Annotated in this window: 18 protein-coding genes; 6 read left to right on the plus strand and 12 right to left on the minus strand. The window is 63.7% G+C overall.

Annotation, left to right across the window (positions count from 1 at the left end; all coding sequences use genetic code 11):
* Positions 1-45 precede the first annotated feature (45 nt).
* Both DSM104635_RS00435 and DSM104635_RS00440 read right to left on the minus strand, forming a co-directional pair.
* Entirely contained in the window at positions 46-1230 is a 1185-nt protein-coding gene (locus DSM104635_RS00435; RefSeq protein WP_158764291.1) for a mechanosensitive ion channel family protein, read from the minus strand.
* Positions 1231-1267: 37 nt separating this feature from the next.
* Positions 1268-1615, minus strand: coding sequence for a DUF423 domain-containing protein (locus tag DSM104635_RS00440; RefSeq protein ID WP_158764292.1), 348 nt, complete (start codon positions 1613-1615; stop codon positions 1268-1270).
* Positions 1616-1681: 66 nt separating this feature from the next.
* On the opposite strand from DSM104635_RS00440, the gene DSM104635_RS00445 reads away from it, so the two are divergent.
* The gene (locus DSM104635_RS00445) at positions 1682-2614 is read left to right on the plus strand and encodes an aldo/keto reductase (protein WP_158767968.1); all 933 of its coding nucleotides are present in this window, start codon (positions 1682-1684) and stop codon (positions 2612-2614) included.
* On the opposite strand, the gene DSM104635_RS00450 is transcribed toward DSM104635_RS00445, so the two are convergent.
* The 5 genes from DSM104635_RS00450 to DSM104635_RS00470 form a co-directional block, all read right to left on the minus strand.
* Positions 2611-4077 (minus strand): alpha/beta fold hydrolase, encoded by a 1467-nt coding sequence (locus tag DSM104635_RS00450; protein WP_158764293.1) that lies wholly within the window; start codon positions 4075-4077, stop codon positions 2611-2613. The genes DSM104635_RS00445 and DSM104635_RS00450 overlap by 4 nt on opposite strands.
* Before the next feature lie 58 nt (positions 4078-4135).
* Positions 4136-5500, minus strand: a complete 1365-nt coding sequence (locus tag DSM104635_RS00455; protein WP_158764294.1) for an APC family permease — start codon at positions 5498-5500, stop codon at positions 4136-4138.
* On the minus strand, positions 5493-6455 hold the full coding sequence (locus DSM104635_RS00460) for a hypothetical protein (protein WP_158764295.1): 963 nt from the start codon (positions 6453-6455) through the stop codon (positions 5493-5495). Before DSM104635_RS00460 ends, DSM104635_RS00455 begins: the two co-directional genes overlap by 8 nt.
* Positions 6452-8392 (minus strand): acetate--CoA ligase, encoded by a 1941-nt coding sequence (gene acs, locus DSM104635_RS00465; RefSeq protein WP_158764296.1) that lies wholly within the window; start codon positions 8390-8392, stop codon positions 6452-6454. The genes DSM104635_RS00460 and acs overlap by 4 nt, the downstream gene beginning before the upstream one ends.
* A 96-nt stretch (positions 8393-8488) precedes the next feature.
* A complete protein-coding gene (locus tag DSM104635_RS00470) occupies positions 8489-8977 on the minus strand; it encodes an Lrp/AsnC family transcriptional regulator (protein ID WP_158764297.1) in 489 nt (162 codons plus the stop codon).
* Positions 8978-9074: 97 nt separating this feature from the next.
* Between DSM104635_RS00470 and ald the strand changes: the two genes are divergently transcribed.
* A complete protein-coding gene (ald, locus tag DSM104635_RS00475) occupies positions 9075-10187 on the plus strand; it encodes an alanine dehydrogenase (RefSeq protein ID WP_158764298.1) in 1113 nt (370 codons plus the stop codon).
* Positions 10188-10601: a hypothetical protein gene (locus tag DSM104635_RS00480; protein WP_158764299.1), complete on the plus strand. Its 414-nt coding sequence runs from the start codon at positions 10188-10190 to the stop codon at positions 10599-10601. It abuts the gene before it with no gap.
* Positions 10602-10603: 2 nt separating this feature from the next.
* On the opposite strand, the gene DSM104635_RS00485 is transcribed toward DSM104635_RS00480, so the two are convergent.
* Entirely contained in the window at positions 10604-11104 is a 501-nt protein-coding gene (locus DSM104635_RS00485) for a GNAT family N-acetyltransferase (RefSeq protein WP_158764300.1), read from the minus strand.
* Between the two features lie 86 nt (positions 11105-11190).
* Positions 11191-12015, minus strand: a complete 825-nt coding sequence (locus tag DSM104635_RS00490) for a hypothetical protein (protein WP_158764301.1) — start codon at positions 12013-12015, stop codon at positions 11191-11193.
* Positions 12016-12207: 192 nt separating this feature from the next.
* Here DSM104635_RS00490 and DSM104635_RS00495 point away from each other — a divergent pair, with 192 nt between their 5' ends.
* The 3 genes from DSM104635_RS00495 (at position 12208) to DSM104635_RS00505 (ending at position 14378) form a co-directional block, all read left to right on the plus strand.
* The gene (locus DSM104635_RS00495) at positions 12208-13590 is read left to right on the plus strand and encodes a M1 family aminopeptidase (protein WP_158764302.1); all 1383 of its coding nucleotides are present in this window, start codon (positions 12208-12210) and stop codon (positions 13588-13590) included.
* A 2-nt stretch (positions 13591-13592) separates the two neighbouring features.
* Entirely contained in the window at positions 13593-13955 is a 363-nt protein-coding gene (locus DSM104635_RS00500) for an MmcQ/YjbR family DNA-binding protein (protein ID WP_158764303.1), read from the plus strand.
* Positions 13956-14186: 231 nt separating this feature from the next.
* Complete coding sequence (locus DSM104635_RS00505) at positions 14187-14378, plus strand: hypothetical protein (RefSeq protein WP_158764304.1); 192 nt, start codon at positions 14187-14189, stop codon at positions 14376-14378.
* A 52-nt stretch (positions 14379-14430) separates the two neighbouring features.
* Here DSM104635_RS00505 and DSM104635_RS00510 read toward each other — a convergent pair whose 3' ends face one another.
* The 3 genes from DSM104635_RS00510 to DSM104635_RS00520 all read right to left on the minus strand — a co-directional run bounded on the left by DSM104635_RS00510 (position 14431) and on the right by DSM104635_RS00520 (position 17028).
* Positions 14431-14688, minus strand: a complete 258-nt coding sequence (locus DSM104635_RS00510) for a YjhX family toxin (RefSeq protein ID WP_158764305.1) — start codon at positions 14686-14688, stop codon at positions 14431-14433.
* A gap of 287 nt (positions 14689-14975) precedes the next feature.
* The gene (locus DSM104635_RS00515) at positions 14976-16100 is read right to left on the minus strand and encodes an aromatic ring-hydroxylating oxygenase subunit alpha (protein WP_158764306.1); all 1125 of its coding nucleotides are present in this window, start codon (positions 16098-16100) and stop codon (positions 14976-14978) included.
* Positions 16101-16155: 55 nt separating this feature from the next.
* A complete protein-coding gene (locus DSM104635_RS00520) occupies positions 16156-17028 on the minus strand; it encodes a sterol desaturase family protein (protein WP_158764307.1) in 873 nt (290 codons plus the stop codon).
* Positions 17029-17071 lie beyond the last annotated feature (43 nt).

Here is a 17071-nt window from a genome sequence, read left to right on the forward strand (position 1 = left end):
CACTGTGTCAGCGTGTGCGACGAACGGCGCGGAGATGGCGACGAACTACCTGGTGGAGGGCTCCGGCATGACAAGCACGGTCTGCTTGGCGGCTAGATCGATGTCGGCGGCGTCGAAGGCGAGCTTGATGCGGCGCAGGTATTCGCGCTGCACCATCCATTGCTTGCCCGGCGCGGTTTTGATGCGGGCTTTCAAAGTCACGCCCGCATCGGTGAGCTGATCAACGCCAACCACCTCGATGGGCGAGAGAATGAACGGCGCGAACGAGTCTTCCGCTTTCAAGTCATCGCCGGTTTGTTTCATCAGATCGAGCGCGGCGATTGCATCCGCGCCATGCGAGACAGCGAGATTAAACACGGCGAAGCTGAAACTCTTGGTGCGGTTGTGGATCACTTGCGCTTCGGAATAGGGGAAGATGTGCAGCGTGCCGTCGAAGTCGCGCAGCTTGATGGTGCGGATCGACATTTCCTCCACCGTGCCGCCGAAGTCGGCGATCATGACGACGTCGCCGACGGAGACCGCGTCCTCGATGATGAGGAAGATGCCGGTGAGAAAATCTTTCACGACGGTCTGTGCGCCGAAACCGATTGCGAGGCCGACAATGCCGGCGCCAGCGAGCAGTGGTCCGATCTCCACGCCGATCTCGGAGAGCGCCATCATGGTGGCGGCGATGACGAGCGCTGTGGTGGCGACGCCGCTCAGCACGGGCGCGAGTGTGCGGACTTGCGAGGCGCGGCGTACGTTCTTGGCGCGGCTGGCGACGCGGGAGAAGACTTGGCGGATGGCGAGTTGCGAGAGCTCGATCGCGGCGAGCGAAAGCACGATGATCAGCAAGATGCGCCCGGCGATGGCGAGGACATCGCCGACGCGGCCCTTGGTGAGTGTTTCCAGGTCGAAGCCCCAGACGCGGGCGACGATGATTAGCGCGGTGACGAAGATGGCGGCGCGCGCGATGCGCTTGCTCCAGCGGCCGATGGCGACGCGTTTCCGTGGTGGAGCGTTGGGATCGGGCGGCGCGAGGCGCTCGGCCAGCGTCTTCAGCACCAGATGCAAGCCCCACATCAGCAGCAGCGCGCCGACGAACACGAGCACCGAAAGGCCGCCACGGATCGCGGCTTGCTCCGGGTCGAGCGTCAGCACGCCGTTGATGAAGCTTTGCAGCTGTTCGGCGAGCGTGGGGCCGGCGGATTCGCTTGACGCGGGAGTGGGCGTTGCGGTGTTTGGAATCATGAGCGCGATAATAGGGCTGCGCGTGGCGATTTCGAGTTCAGTCGCGCGGTTTCGTGAGGGCAAGTACGACCCAACCGGCGATTAACGTGATGCCGCCGACGGGCGCCAGCATGATCAGCGCGCTCGAATGCGTGATGGCGAGAATGTAGAGCGCGGTCGCGAACAAAGCCGCGCCGCCAAGGATCATGGCGCCGGCGATGAGGTTCAGCACGCCGTCGCGGTTGGTGATGGCGAGTGCGGCGGCGGCGGCGATAAGCTGGATGAAGGCGCCGAGATGGATGCGCTCGAGATCCTCCGGCGCGGGATGCAGCGCGTGCGACGCGATCACCAGCATGATGAGCGCAATGGCCCCGGAAAGGGCGGTCGCCACATTGAGCCAGCGCATGATCGCTCCTAGGTAGGGCGCTAGTGATAGCGAGTGGCGCGCTGGCGTCCAGGTAGGAGCGGCATGATGCAGCAGAAGCGCGAACTCGGACGCAGCGGGATCAAGATCACGCCGCTTATGCTCGGCGGCAATGTGTTTGGCTTCACGGCCAACGAAGCGGCGTCGTTCGCGGTGCTGGATGCGTTTGTGGATATGGGCGGAGACGCGATTGACACAGCGGATGTGTATTCGAGCTGGGTGCCGGGGCATGCCGGTGGCGAGAGCGAGACTGTGCTGGGCAAATGGTTCACGCTTGGCGGTGGGCGGCGCGAGAAGGTGGTGCTCGCGACCAAAGTCGGCATGTGGGACAAAAGGCTGGGGCTGACGCGGCAGAACATTCTCGATGCGTGCGATGACTCGCTGAAGCGGCTGGGGATCGAGACGATCGACCTCTATCAGTTGCATCGCGATGACGAGGAGACGGCGCCGGAAGAGTTCATGGGCGCGCTGGGTGAGTTGGTGAAAGCCGGCAAGGTGCGCGCTGTTGGTTTGTCGAACTTCAAGCCGGCGCGGATGCAGGCAGCGATCGCTGCGGGCGGACCGAGGATCGAGACGCTGCAGCCGGAATATTCGTTGATGAGCCGCGAGATTGAGGCGGATCTGATGCCGCTGTGTGAGCGCGAAACCGTGTCGTTGATCACGTACTTCGCGCTGGCGAGCGGCTATCTCAGCGGGAAATATCGTAGCGCCGAGGACAAGACGAAGAGCGTGCGGGGTGGGCGCATGGACAAGTATCTTGAGGGTAATGGGCCGACTGTGCTCGCGGCGATGGATGCGGTGAGTGCGCGCACGGGCGCGACGTTGGCGCAGATTGCGCTGGCGTGGATCATGGCGAAGCCGGCGATCGGTGCGCCTATTGCGAGCGCAACCAGTGTCGATCAGTTGAAAGAGCTGATGGGAGCTTTGGCGCTTGAGTTGAGTGCGGACGACATCGCGGAATTGGATCGCGCTAGCGCCTAGGGCGCTTCGGGTAGCGCGAAATTTAAGCGATCCGGCGCGGCGACGCAGGCAGCGTTGAGCGGCGCTTGCGGGTCGGCGAGGAAAGCGAGCGTCATTTCCCAGCCGCAGCGGCTGAATCCGGCGCCGTGTGACGCCCATGGAAAGATGACGTGGCGCGCGTTCGGCAAGGTTTGGGTCATGGCGGCTTGCCATGCGGGCGGCGTGGCAGCGTCGAACGCGCCGGAGAAGATGAGGACGGGCGCTTCGCTCGTGATGCGCTCGTTGTCGCGCGGTGTGGCAGCGCGGAGGCCGGCGGAGTCGCAGACGCCGGGCGGCACGGTGGATTGATCGACGCCGGAGAATTCGAGAAAATCTGTGCGTTGGCGGCGGATCGCGGCTTGATCTTCGAAGGCGTATTCTTCGTTGCACCAGATAGCGATGCGCTGAAGCCAAGGATAGTTCGACGCGCCGCCATCGAGGATTTCTCGCAGTGCGCCGGTCTCGCCGCGCGCGATGGCGTCGATGCGGCGTGGCAGTTGCTCGATGGATTGCCTGTCGTAGAGCTGATCGAGCAGCGCGGTGGTGAGCACCCAAGGTGTGACGCGGACATTGGTGTGGCCGGAAGGGTCCGACGCATCTTCGATCGAAATGGTGCGAAGGCGGCGGCGGGCGCTGGCGATGATGTCGGTAAATTGCTGGCGCAGGTTGGGATAGGCATGCGCGCATGATGCGTCGGTGGCGCAGGCGTCGAACACCATGTTGAGCGAACGGCGCATGTTGGTTGAGCCGAACTCGTCGTAGTTCACTTCCGCCGGCATCGGCGTGTTGAGGATGACGGCGCGCACGGATGTTGGGAAATCGCGCGCGACCTGCAGCATGACGCGGCCGCTGTAGGAGAGCCCGTAGAGATTGACTTGGGTGTAGTCAAACGCGCGGCGGAGGTCTTCGATGTCGGCGGCGACCTGCGTGGAGGTGAAGCCGGTGAGATCGATGTTGGCTTCGCGGGCGCGGTCGGCGCACGTGCGCGTCACGGCGATGCGCGCGCGGGCGAGGGCGTCGCCGTCGATCTGGCCTGTGCCGGCGCGGCGTCCGGCGGCGTTGTATTCGGGGCAGCGCAGTGCGGGATTGGTTAGCACTGTGCCGCGTTGCTCGAGATAGATGAGGTCGCGCGTTTCGAGCACGGGATGCGGGCCGGGGATGCGCGCGGGGATCGAGCGCACGCCGGGGCCGCCCATCATGATGATCAGCGGCGTCGCTGGCGTGGCGGCGGCGCTGCGCAGGCGCATGTACGCGATGGCGATGTTGCGGCTGTTCGGATTGGCGCGGTTCTCAGGCACATGGAGATAGCCGCAGTCGGCGGTGACCGTTTCAGCGACTGTTGTCCAACCTGAGCAGGCGGTTGGTTCGAGTCGAATGTCAGTCTCGGCGTGCGCGGCGCCGATGAAGGCGGTGGCGACGGCGAACACTGCGGCGGTGAGTTTCATGGCGCTTGTATACAAGGCGACGGCGCCGTTTGCTCAAGCAGTTGGTCGCAAGGCGCGGTTAGTTCGGCGGAGAAGCAGCCGGTTTGGCGCGCGCAACGAAGAAAAGCGCGATGATTCCGGAGCCGAGAACGCAGAGGCTGACGAGCGCGCCGGCGCCGGTTTCCGCCGTGACGTAGCTCAACGCGGACCAGAGCATCGCGACGCTGGAAAGCGCGAACAGGATCGGCAGCACGGGGTAGAGCGGTGTTTTGAACGGGCGCTCGGCGTTGGGTTGGCGGATGCGTAGCACGATGACGGCGATGCCGCTCATGGCGAGGAAGAGCCAATAGACGGGCGCGGTGTAGTCCACGAGTGTCGCGAAGCCTTGGTAGAACGCGCCGAACACCACGAGTGCGAGTGAGATGATGCCTTGCGCCCAGATTGCGGCGGACGGGATTTGGCGTTTCTCGTCCCATCGGCCGATCCGTTTGAGCGCGGGCCAATCGTGCGCGCAGGCGTAAGTTGTGCGACCGCCGACGACGATGGTGGCGTTGATCGAGGTGATGACGGCAAACGCGATGGCGAGCGCGGTGATCACGCCCGCCCACGGGCCGAAGGCTTTGGCGATGAGATCGGCGGCGGGCGCGGTGGAGGCGGCGAGGCCCTCGACACCGAGGCCGTACCAGAATGCCCAGTTCACAGCGAGATAGAGTACGGTGATCAGCGCCGCCGCCATCACGAGCGCGCGCAGCATGCCGCGTTTTGGATCGCGCACTTCGGCGGAAAGCGTCGCGACTTCGCTCCAGCCGCCGAACGCGAGCAGGGCGTAAACGAGCGCGTAGCCGAAGCTTGGCGGTGGTGCGGCGATATTGGTGAGGTTGAGGCCTTCGACGGCGGGCACGCCTTGCAGGATCAGCGCGAGCGCTGCGGCGACAATCGCGAGAAGCCCGACGACTTCGAGGCCGGTGAGGCTGTAGTCGGCGGCGTCGTGACCTTTGCCGGCGCCGCGGAGATTGAACGCGGTTAGGATGATCACCGAAAGCGCGGCGTAGAGCGGCGGGCCGATTGTGCCGAGTGGAATGACAACGTTGAGATAGTCGCCGAGCACGTAGCCGAGCAACGCTACGGAGCCGCTGTTGATGACGGTGAAGCGCGCCCACGCGAACAGGAACGACCAGTTGCGGCCGTAGGCGAGGCGGAGGAAGTGGTAGTCGCCGCCGGGATGCGGGAAGGCGGTGGCGAGTTCGGCGTAGCAGAGCGCGCCGACGAGCGTGATGAGTCCGCCGAGCGCCCAGGCGGCGAACAACCATTCCGGTGAACCGGCGGCTTCGGCGACGGCGGCGGGCGAACGAAAGATACCGGCGCCGACGACCATGCCGACCGCGAGCATGGCGACGTAGTTCGCGCTAATGTGTCGGCGCGGGGCGGCGGCGAGGTCAGTCATGAACCAAGTCACGCGGCGAGTCGGGTGCGCGAATGAGGCGGCGGAAACGTGCATACTGCTCGTCACCCAACCACACGGCGTTCGCCATCAAGCAGCGTGGATGATAGGCATCGCGATCAAGCCAGGACCAAGGTTCGAAGCGTGCGCCTATGCTGACAAGGGTCGCATCAATGATCTCAACCTGATCGACCCAGGTGTTCGAGACCGGGAACGCGCTGTCGATACGCGTGCTGCCGCCATCGCGGAAGTGAACCTCGTAGACCGGATCGTCGGACTCTCTTGAAACATGATTGCAGCCGACTTCCACGCGCGTTGCGTCAGACCAAGACCGGATCGTGGGTGACGGAAGAAACGTGTGTCGCTCTTCATAATGATCGGCGAAGTATAGAGTGTAAGTGTTGAGTTCGCGGAACGTGACGATGGCTGCAAGAGCTAAAGCGCTGGCCGCAACGATGGCCGCTGGTTTCATCCAGGCAAAGGTTGCGCGACTAACATATCGGGCTGGGTCGTGTTCGTCCCGAAGCTCTTCCATCATTCGCCGGATACCCCAACGAGCGCTACGCTCGCTGCGCTGATCCGGTGCATTGGCGGAGCCGACGATGGTTTCGTAGAACTCGCCGGCTGCGAGCCGTCGCGACAGCATCGGAATCACGCCGATGATGACCCCGCTCGCGCCGATCCATGCAAACAGCGCGATGAGCAGGCCGATGCCGAAATTGTGATGGTAGAGTAACGCGCCAGATGTCTCCGCGGCGGCACGAGCATTGAGCTCCAACAGTGCTTCCAACACAGCCCACAATATCGTGCCGACGGCGAAACCGCCGATCATCACAACCAGCACGCCGACGCTACTCAACAATGGTATTCGAAGCGGCCGCTGCTCAGCGACATATGACGCGACGTGTCGCGGCACGCCGAGCGCGATCAGGTCGCGCTCTACGTTGGGGTCACTCACGCGCCAGCTCGGTTGGCAACAAGATCATCCACAACGCTCGGATCAGCCAACGTGCTCGTGTCGCCGAGATTGCTGACGTCATTTTCCGCGATCTTGCGCAGGATGCGGCGCATGATTTTGCCGCTGCGGGTTTTGGGTAGGCCTGGCGCCCATTGGATGATGTCGGGCGAGGCGGTTGGACCGATTTCGCGGCGCACGGTTTGGATCAGTTCGCGCTTGAGGTCGTCGCTCGGCGTGACGCCGGCTTTGAGCGTGACGTAGCAATAGATGCCTTGGCCTTTGATGTCGTGCGGGTAGCCGACAACGGCGGCTTCGGCGACTTTGGTGTCGGCGACGAGCGCGCTTTCGATTTCGGCGGTGCCGATGCGGTGGCCGCTGACATTGAGTACATCATCGACGCGGCCTGTGATCCAGTAGTAGCCGTCTTCGTCGCGGCGGCAGCCGTCGCCGGTGAAGTACATGCCGGGGTAAGTGCGGAAATAGGTTTCGAAGAAGCGTTTGTGGTCGCCGTACACGGTGCGCATTTGGCCGGGCCAGGAATCCAGCAGCACGAGATTGCCGCTGGCAGCGCCGTCGAGGAATTCGCCTTTGTCATCGACGAGCGCGGGCTTGATGCCGAAGAAGGGGCGTGTCGCGGAGCCTGGCTTCATCGCGGTGGCGCCGGGGAGGTTGCCGATCAGGGACGCGCCGGTTTCGGTTTGCCACCAGGTGTCGACGACGGGACAGCGGGAGTCGCCGACTGTGCGATAGTACCAGAGCCAGGCTTCTGGGTTGATCGGTTCGCCGACCGTGCCGATGAGGCGGAGGCTTGCGCGCGAGGTGCGCTTCACGGGTTCTTCGCCGTCGCGCATGAGCGCGCGGATCGCGGTGGGCGCGGTGTAGAAGGTGTTGACCTTGTGTTTGTCGATCACCTCCCAAAAGCGCGACACGGTCGGGTAATTTGGCACGCCTTCGAACATCAGCGTCGTCGCGCCGTTCGCGAGCGGACCGTAGACGATGTAGGTGTGGCCGGTGACCCAACCGACGTCCGCGGTGCACCAGAAGATTTCGCCGTCTTTGTAGTCGAAAATGTATTGGTGCGTCATCGCGGCGTAGACGAGATAGCCGCCCGTGGTGTGCAGCACGCCTTTCGGTTTGCCGGTGGAGCCTGACGTGTAGAGGATGAAGAGCGGATCTTCAGCGCTCATTGGTTCGGGCGCGCACTCGGCCGAGACGGTGGCGGCTTCGTCTTCGTAGACGACATCACGACCGTCTTGCATCGAGACGCCGGCGCCGGTGCGGGTGACGACGATGACGCTGGTGACGCCGCTCGCGTGCTCGAGCGCTGCATCGACATTGGCTTTGAGCGGGATGATCTTGCCGCCCCGGACGCCTTCGTCGGCGGTGATGACGGTCTTGGAGTCGCAATCCTTGATACGGTTGGCGAGGCTTTCCGGTGAGAAGCCGCCGAACACGACTGAGTGGATGGCGCCGATCCGTGTGCAGGCGAGCATCGCGTACGCCGCTTCCGGGATCATCGGCATGTAGATGGTGACGCGGTCGCCTTTGCCGACGCCGCGTTTTTTCAGCACGTTGGCGAAGCGGCAGACTTCGGCGTGGAGTTCGCGATAGGTGATTTGCGATGAATTGTTAGGATCGTCGCCTTCCCAGATGATGGCGACAGAATCGCCGCGTGTTTCGAGATGGCGATCGATGCAATTGGCGGAGACGTTCAAGGCGCCGTCTTCGTACCAGCGGATGTGGAAGTCAGCTTCGTTGAAGCTCGTGTCTTTGACCTTGGTGTAAGGCTTGATCCAATCGAGCCGCTGACCTTGCACGCCCCAGAACGCTTCGGGGTCTGCCAGCGCGCTGGCGTGCATCGCCTTGTATTTCACGTCATCGACGTAGGCGCGCGCGGCCCATTCGGGCGGGACCGGGATGACGACGGGATCGGACATGCGGGCGTTTCCTCTTCGCCGGTTTTATGGACCGCCGGCGCCCTCGCCGGCAATCGCCAGCGCTGGCCGGCGAGGGCGCCGGCGGTCCATATTCGCTTAGTGCGCGATTGACGCCGCGCGCCTGAACACGGTGCGGATGGTGAAGTTCGAAACGAGGCGGCGGACGCCAGGGAGACGCGACAGCGTCTCGCGGTGGACGCGCTCGTAGCCGTCGTCTTCTCCGATGGTGATGCGGAGCAGGTAGTCGCTCTCGCCCGTCATCAAGTGGCAGTCCTGGACCTCTCGGCATTTGGCGACGGCGCGTTCGAAGCTGGCCATGGTTTCGCTGCGCTGATTTTCCAACGTGACGGCGACGAACACGGTGGCGCTGCGGCCGAGCGCTTTCTCCGAGAGGATCGCCGCGTAGCCCTCGATGACGCCGGCGGCCTCCATCGCTTTGACGCGGCGGTGGCAGGCGGATGGGCTGAGCCCGATGCGTTCCGCCAACGCTGCGGCGGTGAGGACGCCGTTGCGTTCGAGCTCGATCAGGATCTTATGGTCGAAATCGTCGAGCTGGACGGGAGAATTTTCCGTGGAAGCGGTCATGGTGCAATAATCTTAGCGTGATTTGCTCTGATTATAGCGAAATATCCAAGAAAATGCACGCGCTTTGGGATAATTCAGCGCGCAATAGGAGAATCTCATGCGCGTCGGCTGCCCGAAGGAAATCAAGGTTCATGAGTATCGCGTCGGCCTGACGCCTGAGAGTGCGGCGGAGCTGGTCCGCGCTGGGCATGAAGTGTTCCTGGAGACGAAAGCCGGCGAGGGCATCGGGGCGCCGGACAGCGTCTACGAGAAGGTCGGCGTGAAGATCCTTCCGAACGCGGACGCGGTGTTCGAAACGGCCGAGATGATCGTGAAGGTGAAGGAGCCGCAGGCGGTTGAGATCGCGCGGCTGAAGCCGAAGCACACGCTGTTCACGTATTTGCACCTCGCGCCGGATCCGGAGCAGGCGGAAGGCCTGATGAAGTCGGGCGCGACGTGCATTGCATACGAGACGGTGACGGATCGTGATGGCCGCCTGCCGCTTCTGAAGCCGATGTCGGAAGTCGCGGGCCGGATGTCGATTCAGGTTGGCGCCTATTTCTTGGAGAAGGCGCACGGCGGACGTGGCGTGCTGATGGGCGGCGTGCCGGGCGTGCGGCCGGCGGATGTCGTGATCCTTGGCGCTGGCGTCTCAGGCTACAATGCGGCGCAGATTGCTGTCGGCATGCGCGCGCGCGTGACGGTGTTCGATAAGAATCCGGCGCGCTTAGAAGAGCTAGACCGCGAGTTCAACGGGCGATTGGAAACGGTGTATTCGACATCTGCGGCGATCGCGGAAGCGATTAAGGAAGCGGATGTTGTGGTCGGCGCCGTGTTGGTTGCCGGCGCCGCTGCGCCGAAGCTGATTACGCGTGACATGCTGAAGACGATGCGGCAGGGCTCGGTGTTGGTGGATATTTCGATCGACCAAGGCGGTTGCTTCGAAACGTCGAAGGCGACCACGCACAGCGAGCCGACCTTCATCGTCGACGGCATCATCCATTATTGCGTCGCCAACATGCCGGGCGCGGTGTCGCGTACCTCGGCGTTTGCGTTGAATAACGCGACGCTGCCGTTCGCGCTGGCGCTGGCCAACAAGGGCTACAAGCAAGCGCTGATCGACGACCCGCACTTGGCCAATGGCTTGAATGTGTACGAAGGCGCGATCGCGCACGAGGCGGTGGCGAAGGATTTGGGCAAGCCGTTCAAGAAGCCGAGCTGGTTGGGCTAAGTGTCAACGTATCGGGTCGCCGAGCGTGTCGTCACGCTCGGCGGTTTGTTTGTGAACCTGCCGGGCATGATTATTCTGTTCGGCGGATGGTGGCTCGAGTTCTACTTCGTTGAGCGATACGAGGTTCAAATCAATCTTGGCCCGGTGCTCAACGTCAGTGTCGCGGTGATTGCGCTCGCAATGCCGTTGGTCTTGGCGTGGCTTTGGTGGTCTGTAACTGTACCGCGTTGGAAAATCTGGGCGCTTGCCCGGTGCCGTGATTGGCCGACGCTTGAGCGCGTAGCGATCCGTGATCGATTGATCTGGGACGAGCGTGATTGGTTCGGTCGGGCGATGGCGCGAACGGAGATTTGGACACCAAACTTGCGCAAGCGCTTTGCGGACTTGCGCCGCGCCGGCGCAGCTGAGACCTGATCTCAGCGCGAAAGGTCGAAGCGCTTTCGCACGCGATCTACTGGCGTGCCGTCCTTTAGCGGCACGCCAACGCGCCGGTCGTAGTCGATAAATCCCATGCGGCTATAGAACGCCAGGCCGCCGGCGTTGTCGGCGCGGATGGTGGCGTCGATGGTTTTGATGTCGGCGGCGCGCGCCGCTCTTACGGTTTCGGCGAACAGTGCGCGGCCGATACCGCCGCCGGTGTGGCCGACGCGCGCGTACGTGCCGATGTAGGCCCATCCATCAGGGAACGGCTCTTCCGCGTTGGGCCACAACAGAACCTGGAATCCCAACAAGCGGTCTTCATCCTCGACGATCGTGCAAGAGAGCAGGTACGGCGGGGAGATGAACTCGCGGTCCATGCTCTCGGGCGTGAAGGGCTCTTCGTAGGCCGTGGTGCCGCCGATGGCGATGATCTCGTTGATTAGCGCCGCCATTGCGGCGGCGTCGTCGGCGGTGGCGCGGCGCGTGCTTAGCGTCATCCGCCTATGATGCGATCGCGTCGGCCGCGTTCAAGACCCTAAAGCGCATTTGGCGGCCGGCGCCGTGAGACGCCGGCCTGAGCAGTTCAAGACGCCGGACTGGGCGACAGCACGTCGTTGAAGCGAATGCTGCTCCTTGGCCGGTCGTCGAGCGAGCCTTCACGCGATCCGGCGAATACCGCGACGACCCAGATCAACGCGGCGAACAGCACGAGCAGCATCCACCACAGGCGCTGAAGCGGTTCGCTTTGGCGCATCAAGTCGGCCCAGTGCCAGGCGGCGGCCATTGGTTGCGGCGACGGTGAGAGATAGCCGGTCGCGGCGACGATGCCGGTGACGGTGAGCAAAGCGAGCAGCGTAAGCGTGATGGCCTGGCCGCGATTGCTGAGCGGCGCGGCGACAACGCCGATCGCGAACGGCAACAACACCGGGATGAGGTGCTGCTTCAGTTCGAGCGGCAAGGCCTGGAACGCAGGCTGTGTGGCGACGAAATAGACGCCGGCCGCGGGCAGGAGCGCGATCAGGCCGGCGGTCACATAGCGCTCAGATTGCGGTGAGGTCTTGTTGGCGGTGCGCGACGCGATCGCCGCCAGCGCCCACGCCGAGAGCCGCACCACGGCTGTGAGAGTCACGAAGAAGAGGCCGACGCCGGCGGCAAGGAGCGCCGCCATGAAGAGGTAGCCGAGCACTTGGCCGAGCAGGGGCGCGCCGCTGGTGAGTGTGTCGGCGATCTGTTCGCCAGCGCGGCCGAGGATCAGCACGGCCGCCCAGGCGACGACGATCGCAAGGGCTATGGCGATGATTGCGCTGAGCAGGGTCAGCGCGCCCGGCGCGGCCGCGGTGGCGCGGTCAAACCATTCCTTGGATTTCTCGCGAAGCCGCTCGATGCGGCTGCCGGCAACGTCATTCATCGCTTGTCCCTCCGAGATCGCTGCCATCAACCCAGAGCCCTTGGCGGCGAGTGTATCGTGTCAAAGCCCAGGGTGTGAGCAACGTTGGGACGAACGGTGCTTATGATTTTTGTTAGATTGGAACCGATCAGGCGCGACGACTGGCCGGCGCTCACTGTGTCATAGACGTTTGCGACGGAGGTGGGGAGCGCGATGGCGAAGCTGTGGGGGATGGTTCTGGCGCTGGCGCTGGGTGCATGCGCGAGCGGTCCGCGTGGCTGGGAGAACACTGGGCAAGAGACGTTCGCGACCGCTCAGACGCGCTGTCAGATCGGCACGCAGGAGGTCGACGGCGCGCAGTGGGAAATCTGCATGAACGGGTTCGGCTGGTGGCAGACCACGGGCGTGATCCACGACGGCGGCTACGATGTGCTGCGCGTGTATCTCACCGTCACACCGGACACAGAGACGCGGACGATCGGGGGCTGGCAGAGCATGACGCTGCGCGCCGAGCGCGAGCTCACTGAAGTGCGGTTTGACGCCAACGCCTTGACGCTTGCTGAAGCCACGATGGATGGCGATCCGATGATGTCGCGCATCGAGGACGGGAAAGTGGTCTTCACCTTTCCGTATCCGATCCGGCCGGGGCGATTGGTGACGCTGCGCTTCAACTATGCTGGCGCACCCGCGCGCGGTTTGGTTTGGGAAGAAAACGGGCTCTACACTAGCTACTTCACATGTGACTGGATGTTCTGCGCATTGGATCGGCCGGGCGACGCGTTTGAGTTCTTCTCGGATTGGCGCAAGGCTGAGGACTGGCGAACGCTTGAGACTGAGATTGCGCACGCTTATCCGGCGCACGTGCAGGGTTTTGCCGCTGGGCGCTGGGCCGAGGTGCGCGAGCGCGCCGGCGAAACAGATTTCGTCTACGCCAGCATGCACGGCAGCGAGGCGGATCTGCGCGCCATGTTCGCCGACACGCCGCGGATGGCGGCGTCCTTTGAGCGTCGCGCTGGCTTGCCGTTTCCGCATGCGACCTACACGCAGCTGCTGGTTCAAGGCGGCGCGGCGCAGGAGGGGGCGGGGTTTGCGATCCTGGGCGATGACGTTGTGCGGCCGGTGTTGACCGATCCGCATGAAGACTGGGCAGCGGCGCACGAGATGGCGCATGCGTATTGGGGCGATCTGATTACGCCGAAGGATTGGTCGCACTTTTGGCTGAGCGAGGGGCTGACGACGTTCATGGTCGCGGCTTGGAAGCAGGAGCGCTGGGGCGAGGCGGACTATCAGCGCGAGATCGGGTTGGCGACGACGCGTTGGACGCGGGCGCGCGATGCGGGATGGGATAGGCCGCTGGCGTTTGCGGCGGCGTATCCGGATTTGCGTACGCGCCGCGCGATCCAGTATTCCAAGGGCATGCTGTTCTTCGTCGAGCTGCGACGGGCCCTGGGTGAGGAAGCGTTCTGGCGCGGGATCGCGACGTACACGCGGGCCAATGCCGGCGGCGTGGTCGAAAGCGCGGACATGCAGCACGCGATGGAAGAGGCGAGCGGGCGCGATCTTGACGCACTGTTTGCCGAGTGGGTGTATCCGTAGCCATGGCCGTCACCGCCGCCCGTGCGCGCAAGTTGGCGCTGTCGTTGCCGGACACGGCGGAGGTCGCGCATTTCGATCGCGCAGCGTTCCGCACGCCGCGCAAGATTTTCGCCACGCTCGCGGGCGATGGCGCCGATCTGAACTTGATGTTCGACCTGGCGACGCAAGAATTCTTCTGCGAGCACGCGCCGCAAGCGCTCGCGCCGCATCCGAGCGGGTGGGGCAAGCAGGGCGCGACGTGGGTCGATCTGAAGCGTGTCGATGAGGACACGCTGCTCTCGGCGTTGAAGGCGGCGCACACTTTGGCGGCGCCGACGCCCAAGAAGGTCAAGAAAGCAACAGTCGCGAAGAAACGGAAGCGCTAGGCGCCTTGGCCGGTTTCGCGGCGTGGCGATGCGCGGCACGCTTCGATGGTTCGCCGCAATTCGCCTCAGAGGCGCGCGCGTCGATCACAACTTTGTGGATGCGCGTCCGCAATGGACCCGGCGTGCATCCTCTGAGTTAATCGTGTGGCGCCCACTCACCACCCCAGGCGCCGGCTGAAAGGTTTTGTTCAGCACTACTGCGTTAATGTGAAAGGGTTCGGAGTAACTGCCATGCTCGAGAAGAGAATTGGCGAGCCTTGTCCGACCTGTCAGACGCCGCTGCAACGGCGCCGCTCCACATTTCGCACCATCGTCGGCGACGTCGCGTTCTGCGCGCGGTGTTGTTCCTCGTTCGAATTGTCGAGCCTGACAGAGGACGACGTTCTCGCGGCGTTCGGTCCGCCGGAATTCGCGCCGACCTGAGGCGCGGCCAGTGCTGAGCTGACGCCGGGCCGCAGCCCGGCGGTGCCCATTTTCATCTGTTGTCCAATTGCGCGCGTACCGCGGCGAGACCATCGCGCGTGATGCGATAGGGTCCGCCTTCGCGGCTCATGATGAAGCCGCGGCGGCGGAGCTTTCTGAAAATTTCGAGCGTGCAATCGTCCAATCGCCAACCATCGCGGTTGAGGCAGTCGATTTCGACGATGTCGCCTTTGTCGTTCTTGATGTGATGGATCACGCCGCCTTGGGCGAGCGCGTGCAGCGTGCGCTGCTCGTACTTCGAAATATTCACTGGAAGATTGCCTAGTCTGAACGCGGTCGTTCGCCCCTCGACAGGCTCGGGGCGGCTCAGAACGGGCGGGCGTTACGCACGCGGCCCGTGGCGTCAGGCAATCTCGTTACACATAGGCGGCGGGTGTTTGGCAAAGATTGTGTTCGAAAGCAAGTCCCGCTTTCCCGGCCGCATGCCCCGCGAAGGCGGGGCGAAGAGCCGGGATCCATCGTTGCGGACATCGTCGCGTTTGAACGATGGGTCCCGGATCGCACCCCGACTTTTCGCGGGGTTGCGTCCGGGAAGCGTTACGCTGGAGCGCGTTCCAGTTTCGCTTCAGGTATCAGATCGCGCATGCGATTGCCGAAGGAGATGAGGCAGACTTCGCTCGGTGACAGTGGTCCCGTCGCGTAGCTGGAGCTTTCCATGCCTTGCTGCACGCCTTCGATCAGAACGGTGTCTTCGGCGTTGACTTGGCGGTTGATGCGCCAGTTCAGATAGCGCGCGGCGTGCATTTCGCGGCTGGCGCCAGAAGACGTGTCGGGATGCACGTAGGCGATCTCGCGGATCATGGTTTGCGTGGCGCTGACCGGCACGAATTGCATGAAGTCGACTTGGTCCGGATAGATGTCGAACGCGATGTTGGGCCAGAGTTTGTAATAGGCCCAGAGGCGGCGGCGTTCGGCGGGGATGTGGTCGAACGCGCCGAGCAGCTTTTGGTATTGGCGTTCGGGCCAATGGTTCGACGGCGTCTCGGTGACGCGGCCCCACATCTTATCGATCCAGGGCTTGGACTCGATCTTGTAGCTGCCCGCAAGCAGGCGTGAGAGGCCGGGATGCGCGACGGGGATGTGCATGCCGTCGGAATAATTGTCGCCGACGTTTTTCCAGTTCACCGGGCGCGGGCGGAGCGTGACGCGGCCGTTGGGGATGAGCTTTTCCAGCTCGAACGCTTCGAGCTCTTCGGCATAAGGCGCCATCATTTCTTTCACGCTGGGTAGCCCTGGCGCGAAGCGGATGAAGATGAAGCCGTGCGCTATTTCCTGATCGACGGGTTTGAGGCCGAGCACATTGGCGTTGAGGTTCTCGAAGCCTTGCCATTTTGGCGCGCCGGCGAAGCTGCCGTCGAGCTTGTAGCTCCAGGCGTGGTACGGGCAGACGAATCGGTGGCCGCATGAGCCGCGCGCTTCGGTGGCGATCTTGCCGGCGCGATGGCGGCAAACATTGTGGAAGCTGCGCAGTTGGCCGTCTTCGCCGCGCACGGTGACGACGCGTTCGCCGAGAATGTCGAGCGTGAGATAGTCACCGGTGTTGGGCGCATCGTTGATGTGGCCCATGATGTGCCAGGCTTGGGCGAACACCTTCTCGCGCTCCAGCTCGAAGAAGCGTTGGTCGGTGTAGAGCCAAGCGGGGAGGGACTGGGGCGCGGTCATGCGCCTATTCTTACGTCATTCTGGGCGAGCGAGGCGAGACCCAGAATCCAGGGGATCATAAGGCTGTGTTGGTGGCCCCTGGGTCCTGGGCTCGCGCTGCGCGCGCCCCAGGATGACGAGTGACGGCGTGTACCAGCACTCTCAATGGCCAGAGCAATTGCGAAACCGGATCGCGGCCGATTGCGTCGCGCACGCCCAGCGGCGCTGTGCACGGGCCTGGCGTGTGATGGGTGCGGAAAGCTTGATCGAACACGCTGAACACGGTGGCGAAGTTCGCGCCGGCGCCGTCGGCGTCGCGGATGTGGTGCCAGCGGTGCATGGCGGGAGAGACGAAGACGCGGCCGAGCGGGCCGTAGGTCCACGGCAAGTCCATATGGATGAAGAGGCCGTAGTAGTGGCGGATGTAGGCGTTGAGCATGATCGCTTCGGGCGGGAAGCCGAGGAGCGCGAGCGCTGTGGTGTCGATCAGCGACGTGGTGAGGCGGTTGAGCGGGTGGAAGCGGACGCCGGTGGTCCACGTCATTGCGGCGTCGCTGTGATGGATGGCGTGCGCGGGCCACAGCAGCGGCGTGTGTTCGAGGCGATGGCGCCAGTAGCCGACGAAATCACCGATGAAGACGGCGATGAGCGTGACGAGCCAGAGTGGCAGTGCTGACCATGTGTCGGGCGCGATGAGGCGGATGCCGTTTTGCTGCATCAATGCGCTGACGGCGCCGAGTGCCAGAACCAGGAGCGGCGTTACCGCGACGATGTCGAAGGTGAAGAGCGCGAGGTTCGTGCGTACCTCGGGCGTCGCAGCGCGGGCGGTGCGGAGCGATTCAACGCCGCGTGCAGCGAAGGCGATCGCGGCGAAGATGAGCGCCGGGATGACGAGCGCGCGTGCGCTATCGAGCAGCGCATCCCAAGAGGTCAAGACAAAGCTCGTCATTCCGGGGCGGCCGGAGGCCGAACCCGGAACCCAGGGGCAAACG

Origin of the sequence: Terricaulis silvestris (assembly GCF_009792355.1) — a bacterium.
In the GTDB taxonomy this organism is placed as follows: domain Bacteria; phylum Pseudomonadota; class Alphaproteobacteria; order Caulobacterales; family Aquidulcibacteraceae; genus Vitreimonas; species Vitreimonas silvestris.